This is a genomic window from Aeromonas tecta (assembly GCF_000820185.1).
Taxonomy (GTDB): Bacteria; Pseudomonadota; Gammaproteobacteria; order Enterobacterales; family Aeromonadaceae; genus Aeromonas; species Aeromonas tecta.
In genome coordinates this window covers 1-25,857 of the sequence record NZ_CDCA01000019.1, presented here as the reverse complement: position 1 = coordinate 25,857, position 25,857 = coordinate 1, and the positions used below count along the sequence as shown (strand labels likewise).

Below are 25,857 nucleotides of genomic sequence, written 5' to 3'. Positions count from 1 at the left end.
CGCTGGGTTACTGATATATCGTTAACGGGAGTACAAAAAAGTGCCGGAAAATTATCGGATCGATAATCTCGATCAGGCCATCCTCACCGCCCTGATGGACAATGCGCGCATCCCTTACGCCGAACTCGCCAAGCAACTGCAGGTCAGCCCGGGCACCATCCATGTGCGGGTGGAGAAGATGAAGCAGGCGGGGATCATCGAGGGCACCCGGGTACAGGTGAATGCCAAGAAGCTGGGTTATGACGTCTGCTGCTTTATCGGCATCAATCTCAAGAGCGCGAAAGATTACCCCTCGGCGCTGGCCAAGCTGCAGGCGCTGGACGAGGTGGTGGAGGCCTACTACACCACGGGTCACTACAGCATCTTTATGAAGGTGATGACCCGCTCCATCGACGAGCTGCAGACGGTGCTTATCCACAAGATCCAGACCATAGACGAGATCCAGTCGACGGAAACCCTGATCTCGCTGCAGAACCCGATCCTGCGGGATGTAAAACCCTGATGAGAATGGCTTTTGCGCCAAGGACGGGAAGCCTCGCCTTTGCATGGGGTTGGTGCGGCTTGCCCGCTGCTACTGGAGCCAGGCTTTGCTGACGGCTGTCCATTAACCAGGTGAGCTGTGTGAGTGGTACTGGGTGAGTGGGTGAGCGCCGCCCTGATTGTGCCACCGACCTCTCGCTTGCGTTGCCAAAGAGGCAGTTCATATAGCTGCCAACCCATCATTTTCAAGACTAAATACGATGTTTTTTTATTTTAAGGTAGCGTTTTTGACTGCCACATAGGAGCTGCAACTAAAGGGTCCAAGCATCTGGCCCCTTTCAGGGGGCGACATAGGGGATGCCGTACTTGGCGTAGAGGGCCTCGAGGCGACCGTCCTGCTTCATGCGCAGCAGCTCGGCGTCATAGGCTGCCATCAGCGCCGGGGTGTCGGCGTCGGCCCGGGCCTTGGTCCAGGTGTTGAAGTAGGGGCTGGTGCGCAGCGGTTTGGGCAGGTAATCGAGCTGACCTTCCAGCTTCTCTTCCTTGATCTGGGCGAAGGCGGTGACCAGCGGCATGGGCACCAGATCGATGCGCCCGGCGATCAACTTGCGCAGTTGCAGCGAGTTGATGGGGATCTCCTGGACGTGATAGGCCGGATCCGAGGCAGCGGCCATAAGCTCGGGGGTGTAGGCGAAATCCTTGGTGATGCCGATGCGCCAGGGTTTGAGATCCGCCAGCTGCTCGTAGTGGATCTTGCCCACATCGCCCTTGCGCACGAAGAAGTGCCAGCTGTGGCGCAGATGAGCCTGTTTGGGATAGAGCAGATAGGCCTCTCGCTCCGGCTTGTAGGAGTGAGTCATCACCAGATCGTACTCGCCGGTCTCAGCGTTGCGGGTGAGGCGGGCGCCGGAATCGATCAGCTCAATCCGGATGGGCACCTTGAGGGCGCCGAAGATGCTGGTGAGCAGATCCACATCCAGCCCCTGTGGCCGGCCGCGGGCATCCAGAAATTTCAGCGGTGGCTCCAGGGTGCCACCGATGACCAGCTCCTTGGCGGACAACCAGCAGGGCAGCAGCAAGCAGAGCAGCAACAAGCTTCGCAAATCACATCTCCTGTGCACGCGGGGCAGGTTCGCGATCATTTCGGTATAGTGACCGGCAGGTATGAAAGAGAGGCGACCCTGAATGGCAAACCCTGAAATAGAAAGCGAACTGGACGACATCGACAGACTCTCGGTCTGTCTCTACCGTCTGGGCCTGAGTCTGGCAGCTTTGTTGCTGTTGTGTCGAGGGGTCAGCCTGTTGATCGGGCAGGATATTTTAGCGTACAACGTCTGGTTGACGGCGCTGATGGTGGGGAGCGGCCTGTGTGGATTTTGCCTGCACATCTATGACAAGCGCGTTCGCTTCCTGTTGCAGGGTTTCGCCTGGGGTGGCCTGATGCTGGCCGCCAGCGGCGCGCCGGCTGCCCTGGTGCTGGGGGCCGCACTGGCCACCCTGAGCGGGCTGGCGTTCAAGGAGCAGTTCTGTTTCGCCATTCCGGGCATCCGGTTGTTGCCTATGTTGCTACCCCTGCTGTGGCTGCTGGAAGGGCTCAGGCTAGGTTGGGCCGCCGCCCTGGTGGCCCTGGTGAGCGGGCTCTTGCTCGCCTTGCTCAGCCTGGCCAAGTGGCGTATGCCGCTGCATTTTGATATCGGGGATCGCAGCCGCTACCAGCTCTAGGTGGCCTGGCACTGCTTCAGCTGCTGGTTGAGTGCCCGCATCAGCTGCCGGCGGCTGATGAGGCCGAGCACCTTGCCCTGTTGCAGCACCGGATAGATCTTGGGTCTGGCACCCGTCATCTGGCGGGCCAGGTCCAGTATGCTCTCATCCGGATCGATTGAGAGCGGGGTGTGATTCATCAGATCTGCCACCCGGGTGCGGCTGTCGCAGTGATAGCTGCCGGTGAGCAGGCTGGGAATGCAGTCCTGCTCGGACAGAAAACCAACCAGCTGGCGGCGCGTGTCCAGCACCGGCAGGCCGCTCAATCCGGAATGGTGTAGGCGGTCCAGCGCCTCGGCGAGGCTGAGCTCCGGGCTGAGGAAATGGGTGAGGCGCTGCATATGATCGCGAACTTGTAGCATGATGGGGTTCCATGAGGGTCAATGGAGCCACTATGCCCGCCCCCGACGAGGCGGGCCAATGGGTTTGGCCGCAGGCATTGATAGGTCATTGGAGACATTGGCAATTCGGGCCGTTCAGATCGAGCCGGGATGGCGTGACAACAGACAAGGAGAGGGTATGCGTGCATTGGTGACGGGCTGTGGCCGCCGGCTGGGGTTTTATCTGTGCGAGCAGCTGGTGGCATCGGGTTGGCAGGTGACGGGCAGCTATCGCAGCGAACGCCCGGAACTGGCGCAGTTGCGTGCCCTGGGGGTGGAGCTGGTGCAGGGGGATTTTGCCCGCGAGGGCGGGGTCGATGCGCTGATCGCGGCGCTGAGTGCCCACGAGGATCTGACGCTCATCATCCACAACGCCTCGGCCTTCGAGCCCACGGCGGAGGATCCGGCGGCGCAGCGCGAGCAGTTCGACCGCTTCTACCGGGTACATATGGCGGCGCCCTTTCAGCTCAATCACGCGCTGGCCCCCCAGCTGGCCCGCCAAGACAACGCCAGCATCATCCACATCACCGACATCTACATTCACGCCCCGGCGCCCCAGTTTGCTGCCTATGTAGCCACCAAGGCGGGGGCCCATTCGCTGGCCATGAGCTTCGCTCGCGAGCTGGCGCCCGCGGTGCGGGTCAATACCATAGAGCCGGGCCCCATCCTGTTTCTCGACGAGCACGGCGATGCCTGGCGCCAGCAGGTGCTGGCCAAGACGCCGCTGGCGCGGGAAGGGGGGCTGGAACCCATATGGCAGGCGGTCAGGCTATTGATGTCAAACGACTATATGACGGGAGCCAGCATCCGGGTGGACGGCGGCCGCTCCCTCGCGGTGATCTGAGCGCCGCCAGTGCCCGGGCGGGCACTGGGATGGCGAGTCATCGCTTGAGGAGCACGACAGGGATTATTGGCGGGGCAGGTCGAGATGACGGGGATCCGCCGCCGGCTGGACGGGAGTGACGGTCTGGCGGTTATCTGCATGCTGCCGGAGATCGACCGGGGTCAGACCAAAGAGTGGCGCTGCAAACACCTTGCTGGTGTGCAGGCGCAGGGCCACCTTGCGATCGCGCACCTGGCCCTGGCCATAACACTCGGCCAGCAAGCCACGCAGGTAGGCATCGACCTGGCTATGGGCAAAATCGGGCTGCTCGCTGCTGGCCAGAATGTCGATGTCGAGCGGCCTGTCCACCACCTTGCACAGGGGATTGCCCCGATCCCGGCCATGGGTCAGCTCCATGGTGACGAACTCGGCTTTCAGCTGCGCCTGTGACAGCTCGCTCTCGACGATGAACAGGCAATTGAGGAAGTCATGATGGGACTGCATGCCCACCGGTTTGGTCTGGATCACCGAACTCAGCCGCAGCTGGCCGAAGCGTGCCAGCAGTTCCCCCACGGCTTGGCTGACATGCTGGGCAGGGTCAAGATTTGATCCAATACTACAGAGGTAGAACATGCTTTCCGTTTCCTTGGACTGGGCTCATCTGAAATATATACGTAGCTCACGGTTATCGGAATTACTATGAATTAACATGCTGTTATCTGTTGTGATCCAACTCTGATTGACAGAAAGGAGGTTCATATGAGTGCTGAGTTGAAATGGGCGCTGTTGACCGCCTCGGGGGCGCTGACGTTTATCTTGCTTATCTGTGTGGCATCCGTCGGATTGGCGTGATCCACGCCTCCCCAGATCGACCAAAACCGGCCATTCGGCCGGTTTTGCTTTTTGATGGAGTGCGGATATGCTGACCGACCTATGAAGAGTCGAGACCGCACAAGATGACCAAGGTACGTCCCCGTTCCCTGCTACAGGTGGTATTGATGGGCTTCGTCCTGGTACTGATGCCCCTGGGCGGGATGATCTGGCACGACAGCCAGGCACTGGCCCACCTGAGCCAGCTGACCAGCGACGAGCTGGAGCGGGCGGTACGTGATACCCGCCGCGCCACCCTGCTCACCACCCAGGGCGTCGATCTGGAGCGCACCCTGCGCCGCTACGCCGTGCTCGGGGACGAGCGCATCCTCGGCAGCTACCAGCAGCAGCTGGCGAGCTATCGCGAGCTGCTCGCCACCCATCAGCAATCCATCCCGGATGCGGCCGCCTATACCGAGCTCGAGAGCCTGCTGGCCTGGCTGGATGGCATGCAGGATCTGGGCAGGGCGAAGAGCGATGCGACTAGCCCCAAGTTCGATCAATTCAATCTGCTCAACCAGCAACTGGAAGTGATCACCCGTAGCCAGGTCGATGAGCACGTGGTGCGGATGCGGGCCGCCATCGCCGAGCTGCGGACCGAGATCTGGTGGGTCAGCGGCTTCGTGGCGGTACTCAGCCTGCTGCTGGTGTTGCTGTTTACCTACCTGATCATCCACCCGGTACGTCAGATTGAGTCGCGGATCCTGAGCCTGGGCGCCGGTGTCGAACCGGACAAACGCCCGGTCGACGGTCCGGCCGAGCTGGTGGTGCTGGGGGAGCGGATCGGTTGGCTGCACGATCGGCTCAAGGAGCTGGAGCAGCAGAAATACCAGTTCCTGCGCCACGTCTCCCACGAGCTGAAAACGCCGCTAGCGGTGCTGCGCGAGGGGGCGGATCTGTTGTCGGAGCAACTGGTCGGCCCGCTCAATGCCGATCAGCAGGAGATCTGCCAGATGCTGGAGGAGAACAGTCGCCGGCTGCAGACCCTGATCGAGCGGCTGCTCGACTTCAACCGCCTCAGCCAGCAGGAGGAGTTCAGTCTGACGACGGTGAAGCTGGCCCCCTTGTTGTCAGAATTGTCTGCAGAATACCGGCTGGCACTGGAATCCAAGCAAATCAGTGTACACTTGCCGCCCGAGCCCATCAGCCTGCAGGCCGAGCCCTATCGCCTGCGGCTCATCCTCGACAATCTGTTTTCCAACGCGGTCAGCTATGGCGCCAAGGGTGGCCAGATCTGGATCCGGGCCGGGAAAGACGACAACGGCAGCTGGCTGGAAGTGGCCAACGAAGGGCCCGTCATTCCGCTGGCCGAGCAGGAGCGGATCTTCGAACCGTTCGAGCAGGGCAGCACGGTGCGGCAAGGATTGTTGAAGGGATCCGGCATGGGCCTCTCCATCGCCCGCGAATCGGCCATGAGCCTGGGCGGCGAGCTTAAATTAATTGACGACGAGCAGGCGGATGTCTGTTTCCGGTTGACGCTGAAGTGAAGCCAAAGATGAAACGATTTGTGATTCCCGTATTGATGAGCCTGCTCTCAGGCTGCTCCCTGCTGCCCTCATCCAGCCTGACCGAACCCTCGGATCAGGCCCTCGCCAAGCGGCTGGAATTTGCCAATAAAGAGATGCAGGTACGGCTGCAGTATTCGGATTGGTTGCTGGCCAGTCACCCCCAACAGCGGGTGCAGGAGCGCCAGCGACTGAAGGGCGCCACCGATCTCGAGAGCCGGGTCAGCCTGGCCATGGTTAATACTCATCCGTCCGAGCCGGTGGCGAGTCGCCGGGCCGGGCTGGATCAGCTGAAGGCCCTGTTGCCCGAGCTCGGCCTGGATGCCCAGGCCTTCCTGCGCAGCTGGATAGCGCTCGGCGAAGAGCTGCTGGCCCGCGACAGCCGGCGTGACGATCAGAGTCAGGAGGTGCAGCGTCTGCGCCGCCAGATTGAACAGTTGTCGGTCATCGATGAGCAGATGAATCAGCGTAAACTCAATGGCAGGGCCAAGCCATGAGCCGCGTTCTGATTGCTCCGGCTGGTAAGGGGGGATGGACATGAGCCACGTCCTGAATGTTCAGACTGGTAAGGGAGGTCGAGCATGAGTCGTATCCTGCTGGTCGATGATGATGCCAGCCTGCTCAAGCTGATGAGCATGCGGCTGCGCAGCCAGGGTTATGAGGTGGATACCGCCGACAGTGCCGAAGGGGCGCTAGACCGGCTGCGTCAGCAGCGAGCCGATCTGGTGCTCAGTGACCTGCGGATGGGCGGCATGGACGGGCTGGCGCTGTTTGAGCGGATCCAGTCCCAGTGGCTCGGCATGCCGGTCATCATCATGACCGCTCACGGCACCATTCCCGACGCCATTCAGGCGACCCGCTCCGGGGTGTTCAGTTTTCTCACCAAGCCCATCGACAAGGACGAGCTGCTCGCCACCATAGAGCATGCCCTCAGCCTGACCCGACCCAAGCAGCAGCGGGAGTGGCAGTCCCTCATCCAGACGCGCAACCCGCAGATGGAGCAGCTGTTGATCCAGGCGAGCAGCATTGCCGCCATGGAGGTGCCGGTGCTGATCCTGGGCCCTTCCGGCTCTGGCAAGGGGGTAATGACCCAGGCGTTGCATCAGGCCAGCAATCGGCACGACAAGCCGCTGCATGCCATCAACTGCGCCGCGCTGCCCTGGCCGGTGCTGGACTTGCAACTGTTCGGGGAAGATGGTCAGTCCGGCCTGTTCGCCCAGGCCAAGGGAGCGACCCTGTTTCTGGATGAGATCGGCAACCTGTCCGAGTCGCTGCAGGCCAAGTTGCTGCAAGTGCTGGCGGAATATGGTCAGGGCGCGCCCGAGGTGCGGGTCATCAGCTCCAGTCACCAGGATCTGGTCACGGCCATGGAGGAGGGACGCTTTCGGGAGGATCTCTTCTACCGCCTCAACGTCGCCAACATCACCCTGCCTCCCTTGAGCGCTCGCAGCGAGGACATTCCGCTGCTGGCCCGTCAGGCACTGGATGAATATCGCAGCCGCAATGACAGCTGCGCCGCCCTCGGCTTCTCGCCGGAGGCGCTGGCCATGCTGGCTGCGGCCGCTTGGCCTGGCAACGTACGTCAGCTCTACGGGGTGGTGGAACAGCTCGCCAGTCTCTGCTGCAGCCCGGTGATCGGCGCCGCCATGGTGGAGTCGGCCCTGAGTGGTGGCGTCGGCGGTATCCCCTCGTTCAACGAGGCGCGCGCCGAGTTTGAGAAGGAGTATCTGATCCGCCTGCTGCGCACCACCGAGGGTAATGTGACCCTGGCGGCCAACATGGCGGGCCGCAACCGTACCGACTTCTACAAGTTGTTGAATCGACACAGCATAGAGGCGGCCAACTTCAAACTGAAAGGCTGATCTGAAGGGCAAAATGAAAACGGCCTGACCACCTTGGTGGTCAGGCCGTTTTGCTATTCGGTATCTGTCAGGATCAGGCCGGATCGGAGATCCCGGTGCTGGCCTGGGTCTTGCGAGACAGCCAGAGGCCACTCGCCTTCATCAGATAACCGAACAGCGCGCCGATGACCAGCGAGGGCAGGATCAGGCGCCATTCCCCGGCCGCACCGAAGGTGGCACAGCAACCGGCAAAGGTGCCAGGGATGTAGCTGAGCCACTGTTGCTTGGCCTGGGCACACATCAGGGTCGCGACCACCCCTGTCATCAGATAGCCCGCCATGCCGGCGCCCCACCAGCTCTCGCCGTGGATAAGCAGCAGTGCCCACAACATGCCGGTGGCGTTGCACAGCAGGGTTTGCAGCAGCGCCTTGTAGCCGCCGCTGGAGGCGAAATAACTGGTGCAACCGAGGAAGCCGACCCAGGAGATGAGGCCGAGGGCGGCGGCCAATCCACCCCAGACGGCGGAGAGGATCCCGGTCGTGATGGCGATGGCGATCAATGGGCTCATGGCATGACTCTCAATTAGTGGAACCAGTGGTTGAATTCAGGAAAACAGGCAGCCTACCCTTCGGTTAAGGGTCGGCAAGCAGGGGCCGGATTGTGTGTGATCTTGGTCACTCTTTTCAACTCGGGAATACGCTTGCGCTCGCGAAAATAATTCATGGTGGCTTTTTAGCCACTGGACCATAGTTAGAGGCCCTGTCCTGCTCATGGAGTGAGTCTGATGGTGCCAAATGTGATCGTTCCTCTGCTGGTGTTCATCCTGTTGTTTCTGGTTGGAACCATGGCTAAGGCCTTGCCTCTCTACCAGATGATGTAAGCCGTGAAATAAAACCTCGCCGGGGCCGGTCTCCTGTTTATCGCTTCATAGCCCCGGGAGTTTCTTCATGTTGATCAAGCGTTCTGCCCCCCATCACCCCACCGAGCGGGATGTCACCCCGGAAGCCGTCTATCAGGATCGTCGCCTCATTCTCAAGGGGCTTGGCCTGGGGTTGGGTGCCGGCGCCGCCAGCCTGGCTTTCCCGGTCAAGGCCAGCCTGCTGGATCTCTTCTCCGATGAGAAAGCGGCGCCGGCGCCCGCCACCAAGGCGCTGCAGTACAAGGCTGCGACCCGGCCGGAAGGGCTGATCCTCACCCCACTGGAAAAGGCGACCACTCACAACAACTTCTATGAGCTCGGTACCGACAAGGGCGATCCGGCCCGCAACGCCCACTACCTCAAACCCGAGCCCTGGACCTTGAAGGTGGAGGGGGAAGTGGCCAAGCCGTTCACCCTGGATGTGTGGGATCTCATCAACAAGACAGAGCTGGAGGAGCGGATTTATCGGCTGCGCTGTGTGGAAGCCTGGTCCATGGTGCTGCCCTGGAGCGGCATCTCGCTGGCGGAGATCATCCGCCGTGCCGAGCCCACCAGTCGCGCCAAGTTCGTGGCATTCGAGACACTCTATGACCCGGAACAGCTGCCGGGTCAGGCGTCCAGTAATCTCGGGGGCGGCATTGACTATCCCTATGTGGAAGGGCTGCGCATGGACGAGGCGATGCACCCGCTCTCCTTCCTGGCGATGGGGCTCTACGGCAAGACGCTGCCCGCCCAGAACGGAGCGCCGATCCGGCTGGTGGTGCCCTGGAAGTACGGCTTCAAGAGCATCAAGAGCATCGTCTCCATCCGACTGGTGGAGGAGATGCCACCCACTACCTGGAATCTGCTGGCACCGAACGAATATGGCTTCTACGCCAACGTCAATCCGCAGGTGGATCACCCGCGCTGGAGCCAGGCCAGCGAGCGCTTCATCGGCGAGGGGGGCATCTTCGGCGCCAAGCGCCAGCCGACCCTGATGTTCAACGGCTACGGCGATGAGGTGGCGTCCCTCTATCAGGGCATGGATCTGCGCAAATGGTATTGATGCTCTCCCACCTTATTGGCGGTGCCAATGAGGTGATTCTTCTCTCTCACACTGGGGATCGGCAAAGATGGCATTGAGACTGACCACTCGTCACATCGGCATGCTGCGCGCGCTGGTGCATCTGGGCTCGCTGGGCTTCCTGCTCTGGCTGGGGTATGCGGTGCCGGCTGGCTTGCTGGGGGGGGATCCGATACAGGGGCTGACCCACTACCTCGGCAAGGGCGCCTTGCACCTGCTGCTGCTGACCCTGCTGGTGTCGCCGCTCGCCAAACGTTGGCGGCAGGGCCAGCTCATCAAGCTGCGCCGCCCCCTTGGGCTCTGGTGCGCCGCCTGGGCAGGATTGCACTTTATGGTGTGGTTGGGGCTGGATCTGCAATTCGACTGGCGGCTGATCGGTGGCGAGCTGGTGAAGCGCAACTACATAGTGGTGGGGGCGGTGGCGCTGCTGCTGTTGACGGCGCTGAGTATCACCTCGATCCCGGCCCTGCTGCGGGCCATGGGGCCGAGCTGGCAGAAGCTGCATAACTGGATCTACGCCGTGGCGCTGCTGGTGCCCATCCACTACTGGTGGTCGGTCAAAAGTGGCTGGCAGGAGCCGCTCATCTACCTGCTGCTGGCCTGCGCCCTGTTGGTGCCGCGGCGCGACAAGTTGCTGCGGCCCTGGCGCCAGCGGCAGAAGCTGCGGCAACAGCAGCGAGTGGGGGAGGCATGATGCATCTCTTCCGCCCCGCAATCGCGGAGCGCGCATAACAAAAGAGGCCTAGTTGGCCTCTTTTTGTTGGGTTATCTCTCCGGTGTAGGCATCGACGATCAGCCTCACCTTCTGCTCCTTGGCATTCAGGGTACTGACCTCAAATGTGTCACCTTCCAGCTCGACTTCCCGAATGTCGTGATACCCTTGTGCCAGCAGCAACTTGATCAGGGCCGGCATCTCGAGGCGTGTCTGTGCCGCCCAGCCAAGGGTGGAAAAGAGACAAAGGATCAGCAGGATACTGCGTGGGATCATATTCATTCCGGATTCATGGCTGGCACACTATAAACGGCATTATGTTAGGTTTTGGGAGATGAATCATCCATGAATAGAGCCCTGTCCCTGCTTGGGCTGTTGCTGCCGGTGCTGGTGCAAGCGGCCCAGCCAAACGAGGCCTTGCTGCAACAGGCGGTCAGCGAGGGGCGGATCCGGCCTTTTCATGAGCTGATGGAGGTCGCCTCCCGCCTGCCGGTGCGCGTGCTGCGCGTCGATCTGGGGGAAGAAGACGGCATCTGGCTCTACGAGCTTCGGCTCATCGACAGCGAGAACAGCGTCATCAAGGTGGGCTATCGCGCCGACAATCTGGAGATGGTGTGGCTCAAGGGTCACCATCTGGAGCGGCTGTTCGAGCCTCGTCCCCCCTTGGAAGAAGAGTGAACCCGAGACCGTTTTGCCCGCCCGCCACCTGGGCGAAATGCGGTGGCCGCGAGGCTGCGACTGGTTGCGATGGCCGTGAAGAACCCGGCTCGCTGGCAAAGAGTGCCCCCACTTTGGATAAAAATTCATGCGTATTCTGATAGTTGAAGATGAGAAGACCCTGGCTGGCCAGTTGGCCGAACAGCTGCGCCTGTCCGGTTTCGTGACCGATCTCTGCCACGATGGCAACGAGGCGGGCTTTCTCGGCGAGACCGAGCCCTATGACGCCATCATTCTGGATCTCGGCCTGCCGGGCCGCGATGGTCTGAGCGTGCTGAAGGAGTGGCGCAGCAAGGGGATCGATACCCCGGTGCTGGTACTGACCGCCCGCGGCCAGCTGCACGAGAAGATAGAAGGGCTCAACGCCGGTGCCGACGACTACCTCACCAAGCCATTCCAGGTCGCCGAGCTGGTGGCGCGGGTCCATGCCCTGGTGCGCCGCGCCGCGGGCAACGCCAGCTCTATCCTCGAGATCGGCGGAGTGCGACTCGACATGGCCGCCTCCCAGGTCTGGTATGAGGGCACCCCCATCAAGCTCACCGCCCACGAGTTCCGGGTGCTGGGTTACCTGATGCAGCACAGAGGCAAGGTGGTGTCGCGCAGCGAGCTGATCGATCACATCTACGCCCAGGATTTCGACCGCGACTCCAATACCGTGGAGGTGTTTATCGGCCGGATCCGCAAGAAGACTCACGCCGATCTGATCGAGACGGTGCGCGGGCTCGGGTACAGGATCAACGAATGACACTGGTGTGGAGCGGGCTCTGGGTTAGCCGCGCACCGAGGTGGATGCCATGAGGCTGGTGCGTACCCTGCGTGGCCGGCTGGTGGTGATCGCCATGGTCTGGTGCGGGCTCTTTCTGTTTGCCACCGGTTTCAGCCTGCAGACCATGATGCGCAACTACTGGCAGGAGGCGGAAGCCGACGGCCTGCGGTTGCAGCTCTATGACCTGCTCTCCCGCCTCGAGATCCAGCCGAGTGGCCTGCCTTTGGTCACCGAGCCCATGGCCGATCCCCGCTTCCTGCAACCCTATTCCGGCTACTACTGGCAGCTGGAGCTGGGCACGGACGTCGTCAGCCGTTCGCGCTCCTTGTGGGATGCGCACCTCAGCGCACATGGTCTGAAGTCGGCGTTCGGCGATCCGGATCTGTTCGTCGGCAAGGGGCCAAACAAGGAGCCGCTGCTGATCATGACCCGCACCGTGTTGCTGCCCGGCTCGGATCGGGTATTCACCCTGGTGATGGCCAAAGATAGCAGCGCTCTGACTCAGACCCTGAAGAAGACTCGCCTCAGCCTGTTCCTAGGCCTTGGCTTTGCCGCCGCCGGTCTGGTGCTCGGCTTCATGTTCCAGATCGTCTATGGCCTACGGCCGCTGCACCTGCTGCGCCGCGAGCTGGGCCGGGTGCATCAGGGTCATCAGGAGGGGTTCCGGCTGCGCTATCCGCTGGAGATCCAGCCGCTGGTGGAAGATATCAACCGGCTGCTGCACCACTACGGCGAGCTGTTGCAGCGGGCCCGCTCCCACACCGGCAACCTGGCCCATGCGCTCAAGACGCCGCTCAGCATCATGCGCAATCAGGTGGCCCAGCTGCCCCCTGAGGATCAGGCCGCCATCGGCGAGCAGCTCGATCAGATCCAGCGCCACATCGACTATCACCTCGGCAAGGCGCGGGTAACCGGCGCCGCCAAGATCCTGGGGGTCTCAACCCCGGTGCGGGCGCGGGTCGAATACATCTGCCGCGCCTTCTCCCGTCTCTATCCGGGCAAGGAGGTCGATCTGCAGGTGCCGGCCAACCTGGCGGTCGGGGTGGAGGAGCAGGATTTCGACGAGATGGTGGGCAATTTGCTGGAGAACGCCTTCAAGTGGTCCCGCACTCGGCTGCGCATCTCCAGCGCCGAGCTGGGGGGCTGGATAACGTTGCGTATCGAGGATGACGGCCCCGGCATGAGCGAAGATCAAATCGCCAAGGCGGTATTGCGCGGGGTACGCCTCGACGAGAAGGTGCCGGGCTCGGGCCTTGGCCTCAACATCGTCTCCGATCTGGCGGAAGCCTATCGCGGCAGTTTCATCATGGGACGGGCCGAATTGGGAGGCCTGGCGGCCTCCCTGTCATTGCCGAAGGTAGCCAGGGTGGAGAGCTAGCAACGTTGTCTCATCTTGGGACGAACAACATACTGGGTGGGTTGGCGGCCTCGCTGTCGTTGCCCAAGGTGGCAAGGGTCGAGGGCTAGGCTTAAGATAGGGTCCTAATTTCAAGTGGTAGGAAGGGTAGCAATGACTGACGATCCGTGGGCACTCTGTCATCTCGATGATTCGTTCGATGCTTCGGTGCTGGGCACCAAGGGAGCCCAGATCCAGTGGTTTGAGGATCGGGAATCCCTGATCGAATTCCTGCTGGAAGACTTCGTCGACCTGCTGGCCGATGTGGGCGAGCTGGATGAGGATCAGACCGCGAGCGCCCGTGAGCGCTTCACCCTGTTGGTGGAGCAGTGTGGCGATGATCGCGGCCTGATGGATGCCATCAACGATCTCGCCTCCGGCCTGCGTCGCATCGCCTGGCTCGGGCCACTCTCCGAGTTGGCCGAGGTCAGCGACGACTTTGCCAGCGGGCTGCGGGCCTTCTTCTGGACCCAGTACGATGGCGACGAAGACGATCCCGAGGCCTGGGTGCCGGAGGATCTCTGGCCGCAGCTGGTGGAATGTGCGGAAGAATATATGGCTGAAGGCGACTTCTAATCAGTAACTGATAGGTTTTTTGCTAAAAAGCAGCGGACTCTATGGTAAAACGCAGGGCTGCTAGCGGCTCTCGGACCTCCACAACAGTGATAAATAAAAAAACGGCGCCTAAATGGCGCCGTTTTTGTTGGTCAACCGCTCACTCAAGCGTTGGCGGGGACCGCATGGGCGGTGTTGAGCAGTTCTGGCCCTTGGTACTTCTCGATCTGCAGTTGGGCCATGTGGCCACAGTTGCCTTGCGCCAGGCTGGAGGAGCCTTCATCGAAGGTCAGGCAGTTGACGTTGCCGTTCTTGCAGATGGCGCCGACCTCGCCCGGCTTGGCCGGATCGAACCAGGCCCCTTCACAGATCCGTACCACCCCGGGTCGGATGTCTTTCGACAGCAGGGCGCCCACCAGGATCTGACCGCGCTCGTTGAAGGCGCGTACCAGGTCTCCTTCTGCGATGCCACGTGCCTTGGCATCGTCCGGGTGGATCAGGATGGCCTCCCGATCGGCGACCGCGAACTTGTCCCGCAGCGGGGTGTTATCCAGCTGGGAGTGCAGCCGCTGAGTCGGGTGGGAGGTGTTCAGTGACAGCGGATAACGGCTGGCCTGCTCACCCTTGGCCCACTCCTTTGGCTCATACCACTTGGGGTGACCGACACAATCGGCATAGTGCATGCTGGCGATGGTGTTGGAGAAGATCTCAATCTTGCCGGACGGGGTACCGAGCGGATTGAGCAGCGGGTTCTCGCGAAAATCGGCGTGGCGGATCCACTGACGGTTCGCCTCGGGGATGGGGAAGCGAATGTAGTTATTGGATTCCCAGAACATGTTGAACGGCGGCAGCGCCACTTTGGCACCACGGGCCTGGGCGGCCATGCCGTCATACATCTGCTTGAGCCAGAGTATCTCGTCCTTGCCCTCGGTATAGGCATCCTGTAGGCCGAGCTTGGCGGCGACGGCACTGAAGATGTCGAAGTCGTTGCGCGACTCGTGCTGGGGCGGCACGCACTGGTGCATGGGGAAGACATAGCGCTGGGAGTAATCACCCCCCATCTCGAGATCGTTGCGCTCGTAGCTGGTGGTCACCGGCAGCACGATATCCGCATGCTTGGCGGTGGCGGTCCAGTAGGGCTCGTGCACGATCACCGTCTGCGGTTTGCGCCAGGCCTGCAGCAGGTTGTTGGTGTCCTGGTGGTGGTGGAAGGGGTTGCCGCCCGCCACATAGACCAGTTTGACGTCCGGGTAGGTCAGCTTGCGACCGTTGAAGTCGATGGTCTTGCCGGGGTTGGCGAGGCAATCGGCGATGCGGGCCACCGGGATCGGGGCCGGGCTGTTCTGCGGCGCCGTCCCGGCCGAGATACCGGCCAGTATGCCGCCCTTGGCGGTCGGACTGCCGCCGGAGGAGTAGTGGTAGCTGAAGCCATAGCCGCCGCCTGGCAGGCCAATCTGCCCCAGCATGGAGGCTAGCGTGACCAGCATCCAGTTCGGTTGCTCGCCGTGATGCTGACGTTGCATGCCCCAGCCAGCCATGATCATGGTGCGCTTGGAGGCCATGTCGAGGGCCAGCTGGCGGATTACCGGTGCCTCGACGCCACAGATGGTGGCTGCCCACTCGGCACTCTTCGGTTGACCGTCATCCTTGCCGAGCAGGTAGGTGAGGAACTTGTCGAAACCGGCGGTGTAGCGATCGAGGAAGGCCTGATCGTGTTTCTGTTCGCTATAGAGGGTGTGCGCCACCCCCAGCATCATGGCCACGTCGGTGTAGGCGTTCGGCGCAATCCACTCGGCCCCCGCCAGCTTGGCGGTCTCGTTGTAGACGGGGTCGATGCTGATGATGCGGGTGCCCTTCTCCTTGAGCGCCTTGAAGCCGGCCTGACCCTCGTGATCCGGCATGTTCCAGCTGTTCTTCAGGGTCACCTGGGCGTTGACGCCCCACAGCACCACCAGTTCGGCGTTTTCCACCACGTTCGGCCAGGCGGTCTGCTGTTCGTACACCTCGATGGAGCCCATCACATGGGACATGATCACCTGGGCCGCGCCGGTGGAGTAGTCCCCGGCATAGCCGGTGAAGCCACCGGAGAGGTTCATCAAGCGGTGCAGCAGGGTGCGGCTGTTGTGGAACATGCCGACACTCTTCCAGCCGTAGGAGCCGGCGTGGATGGCCTGGGGGCCAAAGTCGCTCTGCACCCGCTTGATCTCGCCGGCGACCAGTTCGATGGCCTTGTCCCAGCTCACCCGTACCCATTCGTCGGCGCCACGCAGCTCGGGTCTGGCACCCGGGCCATGCTCCAGCCAGCTCTTGCGCACCATGGGGTACTTGATGCGGTTCTTGGCATGGACCTGGAACGGCGCCATGTCGATGAGATCGTTCGGCGCCGGATCATCGGCCACCGGTTGCACCCGCACCATGCGGCCATCGGAGACGATGGCTTCGAAGGCACCCCAGTGGGCGCCGGTCAAAATGCCCTTCTGAGCGGGCACCAGGGTCGGGAACTGTTCCAGCGCGGTGCTGATGGCCTGAGCCAGGGCGTTCTTTGGGAAGATGCCGGCCAGCAGCGGCAGGGCGGCGCAGGCGCCCAATCCCTTGAGCAGGCTGCGGCGGGACAGATTGGTCTCTTGGTCATTGAAAAAAGTCATATCGAATTCCTCTGTTCCAGCCTTAGTGTGCCGCGCTCATGTCACTGGCGTTTTTCTGCACGTATTGGGTCAGCATGCGGGCCTGCTCCGGAGTGAGAGAGGTGCGTGATTCCATGCCCTTGATGACGCCAATCCACTGGTTGGCATTGAAGTGATCCAGCGCGGTCAGACCGTGGCAGCCGGTACAGTTGTTGGACATCAGGGTGGAGGCGTATTGCCACAGCTTGCCCTGATCACCGATGAGCTGGCTCTGATCCACCCAGGCGGTCAGCTGGACCTGATGCCAGGTGAGGTTGGTGGAACTGTCGGTCTCGCTCTTGCCGGTCACCAGCGCCTTTTTGGCGCTATCACCGACCAGTGCGCTCAGGATCCGTTTGCCGGGGGCGGCATAGAAGACTTCGCTGACCCCGTCCTGCTGCCAGCCTTCGATCCGTACCTGGGCACGGCCGTTGTCGTTGGCCAGGATCTCGACCCGAGTCGACGGCATCAGGGTACCCTCGTCCGTGGTGGCCTTGGCATCGAGGAACAGGGGGGTGGTGGCGATGGCGTAGCGGGTGGTGACATTGGCCGGGGTCTGGGCGGCGGCGGCAGCCAGTTCACTGGCGCCAGCGGCGGCCAGGCCACTCATGTCCGGCATGATGTGGGCGACCCCGCGGTGGCAGTCGATACAGGTCTGGCCCTCCTTGATGGCAACCGGGTGCTCGGCACGGGCGTTCGGGCGCTGGGCCAGGATGTCCATGGCGGCGTAGCTGTGGCAGCTGCGGCAGGTGGCGGAGTCATTGGCCTTGAGCTGATCCCAGACGGTCTGGGCCATGCGCAGCTTGTGCTCCTCGTACTTCTCAGGTGTGTCGAGGGTGCCGAGCGCCTCGTGGTAAATGTCCTTCACGGCGCGGATCTTGGTCCACAGATAGGAGGTGGGCTCGCTGGGGATGTGACAGTCGGCGCATTCGGCCCGGATCCCCTTGGGGTTCTGGAAGTGCACGCTGCCCTGATATTCGGCCAGCGGTGTCTGCATGGAGTGGCAGGAGACACAGAACTCGGTGGAGCTGGTCTTGTGCAGCACGGTGACGGTGACTCCCAGCGCCGCGACCCCCAGCAGGGCTCCCAGCAGCAGGAGCCAGAACCAGGTCTTTCTCAACATTTTTCCAAACATGGTGGCAGTTCCCCAAAAGCAAATATTACCAATATAGTAGTAGTTATGGCGAACGAGGGGTTGACCTCGATTATGGTTTTTATTCTTTAAATAAGATTATTTATGTTAAAAATTTCATTTAAGTCTTTAAATATGAATTTAAATCAAATTCGGAATTGTTAACTTTGTTAGTTTAGCCTTATTTGACACTCATTTGGTCATCAAATCCGCACGCTTCATGTTGAAAACGGCGTGGTCGTGACGTTTTGCTCGCCAGATCCGCCGACAGCCCTGAAAGGGCAGGGGTTGGGATTTGCAAAAGGCTCGATATATACTGTTCGCATATACAGTGATCAGGTTTGTCAGTCATGCGACTCTTTATTGCCGAGAAGCCCAGCCTGGGCCGCGCCATCGCCGATGCCCTGCCCAAGCCCCACAAGAAGGGGGATGGCTTCATCGAGACCGCCGAGGGGGATGTGGTGACCTGGTGCATCGGCCACCTGCTGGAGCAAGCGGAGCCCGATGCCTATGACGCCGCCTACAAACAGTGGCGCATGGAATCCTTGCCCATAGTGCCGAGCCAGTGGCAACTGGTGGCCAAGCCGAAGACCAAGTCCCAGCTCAGCGCCATCAAGCGGCTGATCAAGCAGGCCGATTGCGTAGTCAATGCCGGTGACCCTGACAGGGAAGGCCAGTTGCTGGTGGACGAGGTGATCGACTTTCTCGGCTATCCCAAGAGCAAACCTGTGCAACGCTGCCTCATCAGCGATCTCAACCCGCCCGCGGTGCGCCGCGCCCTCGACAAGCTGCGCGACAACAAGGAGTTCGTGCCGCTGGCGGTGTCGGCCCTGGCCCGCAGCCGCGCCGACTGGCTCTATGGCATCAACATGACCCGGGCCTACACCCTGCTGGGCCGCAAGGGCGGTTGCAGCGAGTTGCTGTCGGTCGGCCGGGTGCAGACCCCGCTGCTGGGGCTGGTGGTGCGGCGGGATCTGGAGATTGATGCCTTCGTGCCAAAACCCTTCTTCGAGGTGCTGGCCCAGGTGGTGACGCCGGGCAATGAGCGTTTCAGCGCCAAGTGGCTGCCGTCGGAGGCGTGCGCCCCCTGGCAAGACGAGGAAGGGCGGGTGCTGAACCGGGCGCTCGCCGCCAAGGTGGTGGAGCGCATCCAGGGTCAGGATGCCTTGGTGGAGGAGGTGGAGGAGCAGGCCCGCAAGCAGACGGCGCCGCTGCCCTACAACCTCTCCAGCCTGCAGATCGATGCCGCCAAGCGTTTCGGCATGGATGCCAAGCGGGTGTTGGATATCTGTCAGGGGCTCTACGAGCGCCACAAGCTCATCACCTATCCCAGATCCGACAGTCGCCACCTGCCAAGCGATCACTTCAACCGTGCGCCCCAGGTGCGTGACGCCATCGCCACCACCGCGCCTAATCTAGCCAAGGCCGTCAGCGAGGCCGATGGCAAGCTGCGCAGCAAGGCCTGGAACGACAGCAAGGTGGATGCTCACCACGCCATCATCCCCACCGAGAAGCGCGGCAACGAGGCCAGCCTGTCGGCTGAGGAGAGCAAGATCTATGGGCTGGTCGCCCGCCAATACCTGCTGCAGTTCTATCCGCCGTTCGAGTACAACGACAGCAAGGTGCTGCTGCGCATCGCCGGTGGCCTGTTCCAGGCCAAGGCCAGGCGCATCCTCAAGGCGGGTTGGAAGGCGCTGCTCGGGGTCGAGGAAGATGACGACGAGGAGAAGGCCGGTACCCTGCCGGCGCTGCGCCAAGGGGAGACACTGCTGTGTGAGCGGGGTGAGTTGCTGGAGAAGATGACCCAGGCCCCCAAGGCGTTCACCGATGCCACCCTGCTGGCTGCCATGACCGGCATCGCCCGCTACGTGCAGGATCCCGAGATCCGCAAGACCCTGCGCGATACCGATGGCCTTGGCACCGAGGCGACCCGGGCCGGCATCATCGATCTGCTGTTCAAGCGCCGCTTCCTGGTGCGCCAAGGCAAGAGCATCAAGGCCACCCCCACCGGGCGGGCGCTGATTTTGGCGCTCCCTGCCAGCGCCACCACACCGGACATGACGGCGCTCTGGGAGCAGCACCTCGGCCAGATCGCCGAGCGTCACGCCAGCTACCAGCAGTTTATGGGGCCGCTCACCGAGCAACTGCACACCCTGATCGAGGGAGCGCGGCAGGATTCTGGTGCCAGTTTCAGCTCCCTGCCCAAGGCCGCGCCGGGTGCCAGCAAGCAGCGTTTCACCCGCCGCAAGAGTGGTTCTGCATCAGCTAAAAAGAACAATAAAAAAACGTCATCTAACCCGGCTCAACTAATAGGGCGTGAGTTGGTATCAAGATGGGAGAAAATGGTGAAGTAATGGCTTGTGCGATTTTGATAAGTGAAAAGAGCGGCAATTGGCCGCTCTTTTCACTGCGTGTTATTAACCCGTATAAACCCCCTCTTCCGGGTAGCGAATGCGGGTCTCGCTCGGTCTGGCCAGCATCAACGCCAGGGTCAGCGGGCCCAGACGACCGCAGATCATCACCAGCACCAGGATGAGCTTGCCGGGCTCGCTCAAGCCGGGGGTGATGCCGGTGGTGAGGCCCACGGTGGCGAAGGCCGAGATGGTCTCGAACATGATCTTGTCCAGCGGCACCGACTCCGTCAGGGTCAGCAGGAACATGGCTAGCATCAGCACCATGACGCTGACGATGATGATGGCCAGCGACCGGGTCACTATCTGGGGTGACAGAGTACGACCGAAGGCGGTGACATGGGGTCGCTTGGTCAGGAAGGCCTTGGTGGCCAGTAGTACCACGGCGAAGGTGGTCACCTTGATACCACCCCCGGTGGAGGTCGCCCCGGCCCCGATGAACATCAGCATCATCATGAACAGCAGGGAGGCGGGCACCATCTGGCCGATGTCGACCGTGTTGAAACCTGCGGTGCGCGCGGTGGCGGACTGGAAGAAGGCCGCCAGCCACTGGCCGTCGATACCGGCGTTGCCCAGGGTGTGGGGGTTGTTGTGCTCAAGCAGCCAGAACATCAGGGTGCCCAGCAGCAGCAAGGCCGGCGTCATCAGTATCATCAACTTGCTGTGCAGTTTCAGCTTGCGCCAGCGACGGTTGCGTACCAAGTCGACGATGACGGTGAAGCCGATACCGCCGAGGATCAGCAGGGCCGGTATGGTCAGGCTGATGATGGGATCGTCTCTGTAGTCGATGAGGTTGTTGGCAAACAGCGAGAAGCCGGCGTTGTTGAAGGCCGAGACCGCGTGGAAGAAGCTGACGTAGAGGCCGTGGGACCAGCCCATCTCCGGCACCCAGCGAAAGGCCATGACGGCGGTGCCGATCAGCTGGGCGATGAGGGCAAACAGCACGATGCGCTTGACCAGCTGGATGATGTTGACCGAGCCCTCCTGACCCAGCGCCTCCTTGGCCAGCACCTGTTGGCGCAGACCGACCCGCTTGCTGAACATGGCAATCAGCAGCAGGGTCATGGTCATCTGGCCGAGGCCCCCTATCTCCATCAGCATCAGCAGGATGATCTGCCCCTGCAGGGTGAAGGCGGTACCGGTATCCACCACCCCGAGCCCGGTCACGCTGATGGCGGAGGTGGCGGTAAACAGAGCATTGACGAAGGTGACCTCACCGTTGTGGCTGGAGGGCTGCACCAGGAACAGGGTGCCGACCATCAGTATGATGAGGAAGCTGCCCAGGATCAGCTTGGCCTCGCTCCAGCGGGATTCGTGCCCCCGGTGCATGGCAAAGGCGTAGTTGCTGCGCCAGTGGATCATAGGGTATCAAGCCAGTGGTCGATGGCGTGCTTGTTACCGGCCAGGATCAGGATGTCGCCGAGTTGCAGCTCCATCTTGCCGGTCAGCACGTTGTGCAGTACCTCGCCGCGCTTGATGGCCAGCAGCTGGAAGTCGCTCTGCTGCAACAGGTGCAGATCGCCGAGGGTGCGGCTGTTTTGCTGCAGGCCGATGACGAACTCGGTCAGCACCATGTCATGGCCCAGCTCCAGGTAGTCGAACAGGCGGTTGTCCAGCATGCTCTGGGCGACCCGGCGGCCCATGTCCCACTCCGGGTTGATCACCTTGTCGGCGCCCACCTTCTGCAGGATCTTGGCGTGGAACTTGTCGCGGGCCTTGACCCACACCTTCTTCACTCCGGCTTCTTTCAACACGAGTGTGGTGAGTATGCTGGTCTCCAGGTTGTCACCGATGGCGACGAAGACGATGTCGAAATTGGCGAGACCCAGCTCGGCCACCGTGGCCTCATCGGTGGCATCGGCGAGGATGACGTGATTGCACAGGGTGGCTATCTGGCGGGTCTTGACCTCATCGATGTCGATGGCCAGCACCTCGGCATCCTGCCGTTGCAACTCTTCGCACAGGGCGCTGCCGAACAGGCCGAGGCCGATCACGGCAAATTGGTTGTTCATTCATGCTTCCTCAAGGGAGTGAAGGAGTTACTCTACTCCAGCGGATTGAGTCCGAGAAGTACCCGGGTTTTTCGTCCCGGGGATCTGGGGTAAACTGCCCCCTTGCTCTTGTCGGGACACGCAGATGAAACTCACCCCCCACGCCCCCTTGTCGGCCCTCAATACCCTGGCTCTCGATGCCCATTGCCTCTGGCTGGCCGAGGTGACGCAGATTGATGATCTTCGCTCGTTGATGACCAACCCCGAATTGGCCGAGTTGCCGCGTCTGGTGCTGGGCGGAGGGAGCAACATTCTGTTCTGCAACGATTTTGCCGGTCTGGTTGTGCACAACCGTCTGCAGGGTATTGAGCTGCAGGAGGAGAGCGACCACTGGCTGCTGCACGTGGCGGCGGGGGAAGAGTGGCATCAACTGGTGCGGCATGCTCTGCAGCAAGGCTGGCATGGGCTGGAGAATCTGGCGTTGATCCCGGGCACCGTCGGCGCCGCCCCGGTGCAGAACATCGGCGCCTACGGTGTCGAGCTGGCCCGTTTCTGTGCCTACGTCGAAGCCTTCAACTGGCAGAGCGGGGAGGTGGAGCGCATCGCGGCCGCCGACTGTCAGTTCGGTTATCGCGACAGCGTCTTCAAGCACGCCTATCAGGATTCCCATTTCATCACCGCCGTCGGTCTGCGCCTGCCCAAGGCCTGGCAGCCGGTAGCGGGTTATGGTCCGTTGGCGGCGCTCGGCGATAATCCCAGTGCCCAGGCTATCTTCGATGCCGTCTGTGACACCCGCCTGGCCAAACTGCCGGACCCTGCCGTGCTCGGCAACGCCGGCAGCTTCTTCAAGAACCCCGTGGTGCCCATGGCGCTGGCCGAGATACTCAAGGCGCGCCATCCGCAGATGCCCGTCTATCCGGTTGCAGGGAATCCGGCAGGAGAGGGCCAGGCCAAGCTGGCGGCGGGCTGGCTCATCGATCAGTGCGGCCTCAAGGGCTTCGCCATCGGCCGCGCCGCCGTCCATGAGCAGCAGGCGCTGGTGCTGGTCAACCTCGGCGGCGCGAGCGCCATGGAGCTCATCGCCCTGGCCGCCCATGTGCGTGACAGCGTGGAGCAGCGCTTCGGCGTGCAGCTGGAGCACGAGGTGCGCTTCATGGGGCTCACCGGTGAAACCTGGCTCGACGAGGTGCTGGCATGACCCTCACTCCTACCAGACAGACCCTGATCACCCTGCTCAGCGACGGCCAGTTCCACTCCGGTGAACAGCTCGGCGAGCAGCTTGGCATCAGCCGGGCTGCGGTGAGCAAACACATGGCGGCGCTCAAGGATCTCGGGCTGGATCTGTTCAGCCTGACCGGCAAGGGCTACCGACTGGCGGTGCCCATGGCGCTGTACGACGAGGCGCAACTGCAGGCGCTGGCGCCCATGGCGCCGGTGCACTGCTTCTCGGTGATCGATTCCACCAACCAGCACCTGCTGGAGCGGGTGAACCGGCTCCAGTCCGGTGAGAGCTGCCTGGCCGAGTGTCAGACCGCCGGTCGGGGCCGTCGTGGCAAACCCTGGGTCTCTCCCTTCGGCTGCCAGCTGCTGCTGAGCATGTACTGGCGGCTCGAGCAGGGCATGGCGGCCGCCATGGGGCTGAGCCTGGCGGTCGGCGTGGCCGTGGTGGAAGCGCTGGAATCCCTCGGGTATCCGGGGGTTGAGCTGAAGTGGCCGAACGATCTCTACTATCAGGGCCGCAAGCTGGCGGGCATCCTGGTGGAGATGAGCGGCAGCGCCGGTGCCAGCTGCCATCTGGTGATCGGGGTTGGCCTCAACCTGGCGATGCCACAGCGGCAGGGGGAGAAGATCGATCAGGCCTGGTCCGAACTGCGCCACATCCAGCCCGAACTGGTGGATCGCAACCAGCTGGCGGCCAGCGTGCTTCAGCATCTGCAACAAGCCATGCTCACCTTCGAGCAGAGCGGTCTGGCCAGCTTCGTCGACAGCTGGAACCGGCTCGATCATTTTGCCGGCCGACCGGTGCGGCTGCTGATGGGGGAGCAGGAGATCCGCGGCATTGCCAGTGGCATCGACGATAGAGGGGCGCTGCGGCTGGAGACGGAGGAGGGGACCAAATTCTACCTGGGTGGGGAGATCTCCCTGCGGCGAGGGGATTGATCCCGCTGTGATGTTGCGTCAATAACAAAGGGGGCCTGAGGGCCCCCTTTGTTTATCTACCGTGAGACTGCGGTCATTTGCGCAGTTTGATCTGCTCGATGGCGTGCTCATGACCCTTGGTCAGGATCAGGTTGGCTCGCTCCCGGGTTGGTAGAATGTTCTCTTTCAAATTCAGATAGTTGATATCTTGCCATATGTTGCTGGCAATCTCGGTGGCCTCACTCTCCGCCAACTTGGCATAGTGGTGGAAGTAGGAGTCGGGATCCGAGAAGGCGCCGCTGCGGAACTTGAGGAAGCGATCTATGTACCAGGTGCGCAGCAGCTCGGCATCGGCATCCACATAGATGGAGAAGTCGACAAAATCTGACACAAAGACGCGATGAGGCTCTTGCGGGTAATCCATGCCACTTTGCAGCACGTTGAGCCCCTCCAGGATCAGGATGTCCGGCTGCTCCACCACCTTCTTCTCATCGGGCAGGATGTCGTAGATGAGGTGGGAGTAAACGGGCGCCTCGACGCGCTCATGGCCGGCGCGGATGTTGGCGACAAACTCCACCAGATGGCGGATGTCGTAGGACTCCGGGAAGCCCTTGCGGCGCATCAGCCCGCGCTCTTCCAGCTCCTTGTTGGGATAGAGGAAGCCGTCGGTGGTGACCAGTTCGACCCTGGGGTGCTCGGGCCAGCGCTCCAGCAGCGCCTGCATGATGCGGGCCGTGGTGCTCTTGCCCCCCGCCACGCTGCCGGCGATGCTGATGATATAGGTGCCCTTGCCACGGGACTGGCCGAGAAACTGCTCCAGCACCCGGCTGCGGCGCTGCTTGGCTTTGACGTAGAGATTGAGCAGGCGGGAGAGTGGCAGGTAGATCTCCTCTACCTCGCGCAATGACACCTTCTCGTTGATCCCGCGCAGGGTATGCAGATCGGTTTCGGTCAGGGTCAGGGGGACTGCATCACGCAATAACGCCCATTGTTCGCGGGTGAATTGCAAATAGGGGTTATGCTCTGTCGTCATGATGTCATCACTGTTTCTTGGGCAGGGCGACCATACACCAAGGGATTGGGAGCGACAAGGGACGCGTCTGGTTCGGACGGGGAAGGAGCGCTTTTTTGCACAGATCCCGGCAATTATGCACATTTTGCAAGGCGCAATGGTTGCATCCCCAAAATCCTTACCATAAAATGCGCGACGCTTAGATGTCTGTCGTCTATTTGCCCAGCAAAAGCGATAAAAACAACGGGTGCAAGCAGAATTACCGTTGTGGCATTCAGGTAACGGAGGGGTTCCCGAGCGGCCAAAGGGATCAGACTGTAAATCTGACGGCTCTGCCTTCGAAGGTTCGAATCCTTCTCCCTCCACCATATTTCTCTGCGGTTTGAGTTCTTTGGGTTAGAGAAATGCGGGCATCGTATAATGGCTATTACCTCAGCCTTCCAAGCTGATGATGCGGGTTCGATTCCCGCTGCCCGCTCCAAGATGCTGATATGGCTCAGGTAATTCTGAGAGCCACACCCTAGGGTGTGTTCGGCAATCGAACCAGCCTGTCAGCACCAGCCTCTCTACTCCTCCAGATTCAAATCCATCATATAAACTGTTCTGTGGTTAGCTTGCCACCGCGTACTCAGCGTTAGTTTAGAGGGACGATCATGTCTAAAGAAAAATTTGAGCGTAATAAACCGCACGTTAACGTGGGTACCATCGGCCACGTTGACCA

Annotated in this window: 26 protein-coding genes and 2 tRNA genes; 18 read left to right on the top strand and 10 right to left on the bottom strand. The window is 61.6% G+C overall.

From position 1 onward, the window contains the following. The first annotated feature begins 40 nt into the window (after positions 1 to 40). Positions 41 to 502: a transcriptional regulator AsnC gene (asnC, locus tag BN1137_RS04200; protein ID WP_050717398.1), complete on the top strand. Its 462-nt coding sequence runs from the start codon at positions 41 to 43 to the stop codon at positions 500 to 502. A gap of 316 nt (positions 503 to 818) precedes the next feature. Here asnC and BN1137_RS04195 read toward each other — a convergent pair whose 3' ends face one another. Then, entirely contained in the window at positions 819 to 1,583 is a 765-nt protein-coding gene (locus BN1137_RS04195) for a substrate-binding periplasmic protein (protein ID WP_050717397.1), read from the bottom strand. 82 nt (positions 1,584 to 1,665) lie between these two features. Between BN1137_RS04195 and BN1137_RS04190 the strand changes: the two genes are divergently transcribed. After that, entirely contained in the window at positions 1,666 to 2,202 is a 537-nt protein-coding gene (locus BN1137_RS04190) for a DUF2301 domain-containing membrane protein (RefSeq protein ID WP_050717396.1), read from the top strand. Here BN1137_RS04190 and BN1137_RS04185 read toward each other — a convergent pair. After that, positions 2,199 to 2,603, bottom strand: a complete 405-nt coding sequence (locus BN1137_RS04185) for a CBS domain-containing protein (protein ID WP_050717395.1) — start codon at positions 2,601 to 2,603, stop codon at positions 2,199 to 2,201. The genes BN1137_RS04190 and BN1137_RS04185 overlap by 4 nt on opposite strands. A 157-nt stretch (positions 2,604 to 2,760) precedes the next feature. Here BN1137_RS04185 and BN1137_RS04180 point away from each other — a divergent pair, with 157 nt between their 5' ends. After that, positions 2,761 to 3,465, top strand: coding sequence for an SDR family oxidoreductase (locus BN1137_RS04180; protein WP_050717394.1), 705 nt, complete (start codon positions 2,761 to 2,763; stop codon positions 3,463 to 3,465). A gap of 63 nt (positions 3,466 to 3,528) precedes the next feature. Here BN1137_RS04180 and BN1137_RS04175 read toward each other — a convergent pair whose 3' ends face one another. Further along, positions 3,529 to 4,077, bottom strand: a complete 549-nt coding sequence (locus BN1137_RS04175; protein WP_050717393.1) for a 2-amino-4-hydroxy-6-hydroxymethyldihydropteridine diphosphokinase — start codon at positions 4,075 to 4,077, stop codon at positions 3,529 to 3,531. 126 nt (positions 4,078 to 4,203) lie between these two features. Between BN1137_RS04175 and cydH the strand changes: the two genes are divergently transcribed. From cydH to BN1137_RS04160, 4 genes are all read left to right on the top strand, one after another. Then, positions 4,204 to 4,296 carry a cytochrome bd-I oxidase subunit CydH gene (gene cydH, locus BN1137_RS22295; protein WP_157433623.1) on the top strand — a complete coding sequence of 31 codons (93 nt, stop codon included), beginning with the start codon at positions 4,204 to 4,206 and terminating at the stop codon, positions 4,294 to 4,296. A 104-nt stretch (positions 4,297 to 4,400) separates the two neighbouring features. Further along, positions 4,401 to 5,801 carry a sensor histidine kinase gene (locus BN1137_RS04170; protein WP_050717392.1) on the top strand — a complete coding sequence of 467 codons (1,401 nt, stop codon included), beginning with the start codon at positions 4,401 to 4,403 and terminating at the stop codon, positions 5,799 to 5,801. A gap of 8 nt (positions 5,802 to 5,809) precedes the next feature. Continuing rightward, positions 5,810 to 6,316 carry a hypothetical protein gene (locus BN1137_RS04165; protein ID WP_050717391.1) on the top strand — a complete coding sequence of 169 codons (507 nt, stop codon included), beginning with the start codon at positions 5,810 to 5,812 and terminating at the stop codon, positions 6,314 to 6,316. A gap of 84 nt (positions 6,317 to 6,400) precedes the next feature. After that, on the top strand, positions 6,401 to 7,681 hold the full coding sequence (locus tag BN1137_RS04160) for a sigma 54-interacting transcriptional regulator (RefSeq protein WP_050717390.1): 1,281 nt from the start codon (positions 6,401 to 6,403) through the stop codon (positions 7,679 to 7,681). A 73-nt stretch (positions 7,682 to 7,754) separates the two neighbouring features. Here BN1137_RS04160 and BN1137_RS04155 read toward each other — a convergent pair whose 3' ends face one another. Next, on the bottom strand, positions 7,755 to 8,228 hold the full coding sequence (locus BN1137_RS04155; RefSeq protein ID WP_050717389.1) for a DUF1097 domain-containing protein: 474 nt from the start codon (positions 8,226 to 8,228) through the stop codon (positions 7,755 to 7,757). 379 nt (positions 8,229 to 8,607) lie between these two features. Between BN1137_RS04155 and msrP the strand changes: the two genes are divergently transcribed. Together msrP and msrQ are read left to right on the top strand one after the other, a co-directional pair. Then, positions 8,608 to 9,624 (top strand): protein-methionine-sulfoxide reductase catalytic subunit MsrP, encoded by a 1,017-nt coding sequence (gene msrP / locus BN1137_RS04150; protein WP_050717388.1) that lies wholly within the window; start codon positions 8,608 to 8,610, stop codon positions 9,622 to 9,624. Between the two features lie 67 nt (positions 9,625 to 9,691). Then, on the top strand, positions 9,692 to 10,336 hold the full coding sequence (gene msrQ / locus BN1137_RS04145) for a protein-methionine-sulfoxide reductase heme-binding subunit MsrQ (protein WP_050717387.1): 645 nt from the start codon (positions 9,692 to 9,694) through the stop codon (positions 10,334 to 10,336). A 48-nt stretch (positions 10,337 to 10,384) separates the two neighbouring features. Here msrQ and BN1137_RS04140 read toward each other — a convergent pair whose 3' ends face one another. Beyond that, entirely contained in the window at positions 10,385 to 10,636 is a 252-nt protein-coding gene (locus BN1137_RS04140; RefSeq protein WP_050717386.1) for a PepSY domain-containing protein, read from the bottom strand. Between the two features lie 63 nt (positions 10,637 to 10,699). On the opposite strand from BN1137_RS04140, the gene BN1137_RS04135 reads away from it, so the two are divergent. The 4 genes from BN1137_RS04135 (at position 10,700) to BN1137_RS04120 (ending at position 13,809) form a co-directional block, all read left to right on the top strand. Further along, complete coding sequence (locus BN1137_RS04135) at positions 10,700 to 11,032, top strand: PepSY domain-containing protein (RefSeq protein ID WP_050717385.1); 333 nt, start codon at positions 10,700 to 10,702, stop codon at positions 11,030 to 11,032. 127 nt (positions 11,033 to 11,159) lie between these two features. After that, positions 11,160 to 11,816 (top strand): AHA_4052 family stress response regulator transcription factor, encoded by a 657-nt coding sequence (locus tag BN1137_RS04130; protein ID WP_005306366.1) that lies wholly within the window; start codon positions 11,160 to 11,162, stop codon positions 11,814 to 11,816. Between the two features lie 49 nt (positions 11,817 to 11,865). Beyond that, positions 11,866 to 13,215, top strand: a complete 1,350-nt coding sequence (locus tag BN1137_RS04125) for a sensor histidine kinase (RefSeq protein ID WP_050717384.1) — start codon at positions 11,866 to 11,868, stop codon at positions 13,213 to 13,215. Positions 13,216 to 13,347: 132 nt separating this feature from the next. Beyond that, complete coding sequence (locus BN1137_RS04120) at positions 13,348 to 13,809, top strand: hypothetical protein (protein ID WP_050717383.1); 462 nt, start codon at positions 13,348 to 13,350, stop codon at positions 13,807 to 13,809. 143 nt (positions 13,810 to 13,952) lie between these two features. Here BN1137_RS04120 and torA read toward each other — a convergent pair whose 3' ends face one another. Both torA and BN1137_RS04110 read right to left on the bottom strand, forming a co-directional pair. Next, positions 13,953 to 16,433, bottom strand: coding sequence for a trimethylamine-N-oxide reductase TorA (gene torA, locus BN1137_RS04115; protein ID WP_050717382.1), 2,481 nt, complete (start codon positions 16,431 to 16,433; stop codon positions 13,953 to 13,955). 22 nt (positions 16,434 to 16,455) lie between these two features. After that, complete coding sequence (locus BN1137_RS04110; protein WP_050717381.1) at positions 16,456 to 17,586, bottom strand: NapC/NirT family cytochrome c; 1,131 nt, start codon at positions 17,584 to 17,586, stop codon at positions 16,456 to 16,458. A gap of 347 nt (positions 17,587 to 17,933) precedes the next feature. Between BN1137_RS04110 and BN1137_RS04105 the strand changes: the two genes are divergently transcribed. After that, positions 17,934 to 19,937 carry a DNA topoisomerase III gene (locus tag BN1137_RS04105; protein WP_050717380.1) on the top strand — a complete coding sequence of 668 codons (2,004 nt, stop codon included), beginning with the start codon at positions 17,934 to 17,936 and terminating at the stop codon, positions 19,935 to 19,937. Between the two features lie 63 nt (positions 19,938 to 20,000). On the opposite strand, the gene BN1137_RS04100 is transcribed toward BN1137_RS04105, so the two are convergent. Continuing rightward, positions 20,001 to 21,356, bottom strand: a complete 1,356-nt coding sequence (locus BN1137_RS04100) for a TrkH family potassium uptake protein (RefSeq protein ID WP_050717379.1) — start codon at positions 21,354 to 21,356, stop codon at positions 20,001 to 20,003. Continuing rightward, positions 21,353 to 22,006 carry a potassium channel family protein gene (locus BN1137_RS04095; protein ID WP_050717378.1) on the bottom strand — a complete coding sequence of 218 codons (654 nt, stop codon included), beginning with the start codon at positions 22,004 to 22,006 and terminating at the stop codon, positions 21,353 to 21,355. The genes BN1137_RS04100 and BN1137_RS04095 overlap by 4 nt, the downstream gene beginning before the upstream one ends. 124 nt (positions 22,007 to 22,130) lie before the next feature. Here BN1137_RS04095 and murB point away from each other — a divergent pair, with 124 nt between their 5' ends. Continuing rightward, the gene (gene murB, locus BN1137_RS04090; RefSeq protein ID WP_050717377.1) at positions 22,131 to 23,183 is read left to right on the top strand and encodes a UDP-N-acetylmuramate dehydrogenase; all 1,053 of its coding nucleotides are present in this window, start codon (positions 22,131 to 22,133) and stop codon (positions 23,181 to 23,183) included. Continuing rightward, positions 23,180 to 24,145, top strand: a complete 966-nt coding sequence (gene birA / locus BN1137_RS04085; RefSeq protein WP_050717376.1) for a bifunctional biotin--[acetyl-CoA-carboxylase] ligase/biotin operon repressor BirA — start codon at positions 23,180 to 23,182, stop codon at positions 24,143 to 24,145. Before murB ends, birA begins: the two co-directional genes overlap by 4 nt. A gap of 73 nt (positions 24,146 to 24,218) precedes the next feature. Here birA and coaA read toward each other — a convergent pair whose 3' ends face one another. Next, entirely contained in the window at positions 24,219 to 25,157 is a 939-nt protein-coding gene (gene coaA / locus BN1137_RS04080) for a type I pantothenate kinase (RefSeq protein WP_050717375.1), read from the bottom strand. 262 nt (positions 25,158 to 25,419) lie between these two features. Here coaA and BN1137_RS04075 point away from each other — a divergent pair. Next, positions 25,420 to 25,504 (top strand) — tRNA-Tyr (locus BN1137_RS04075). A 38-nt stretch (positions 25,505 to 25,542) separates the two neighbouring features. Continuing rightward, a tRNA-Gly gene (locus tag BN1137_RS04070) sits at positions 25,543 to 25,617 on the top strand. Positions 25,618 to 25,857 lie beyond the last annotated feature (240 nt).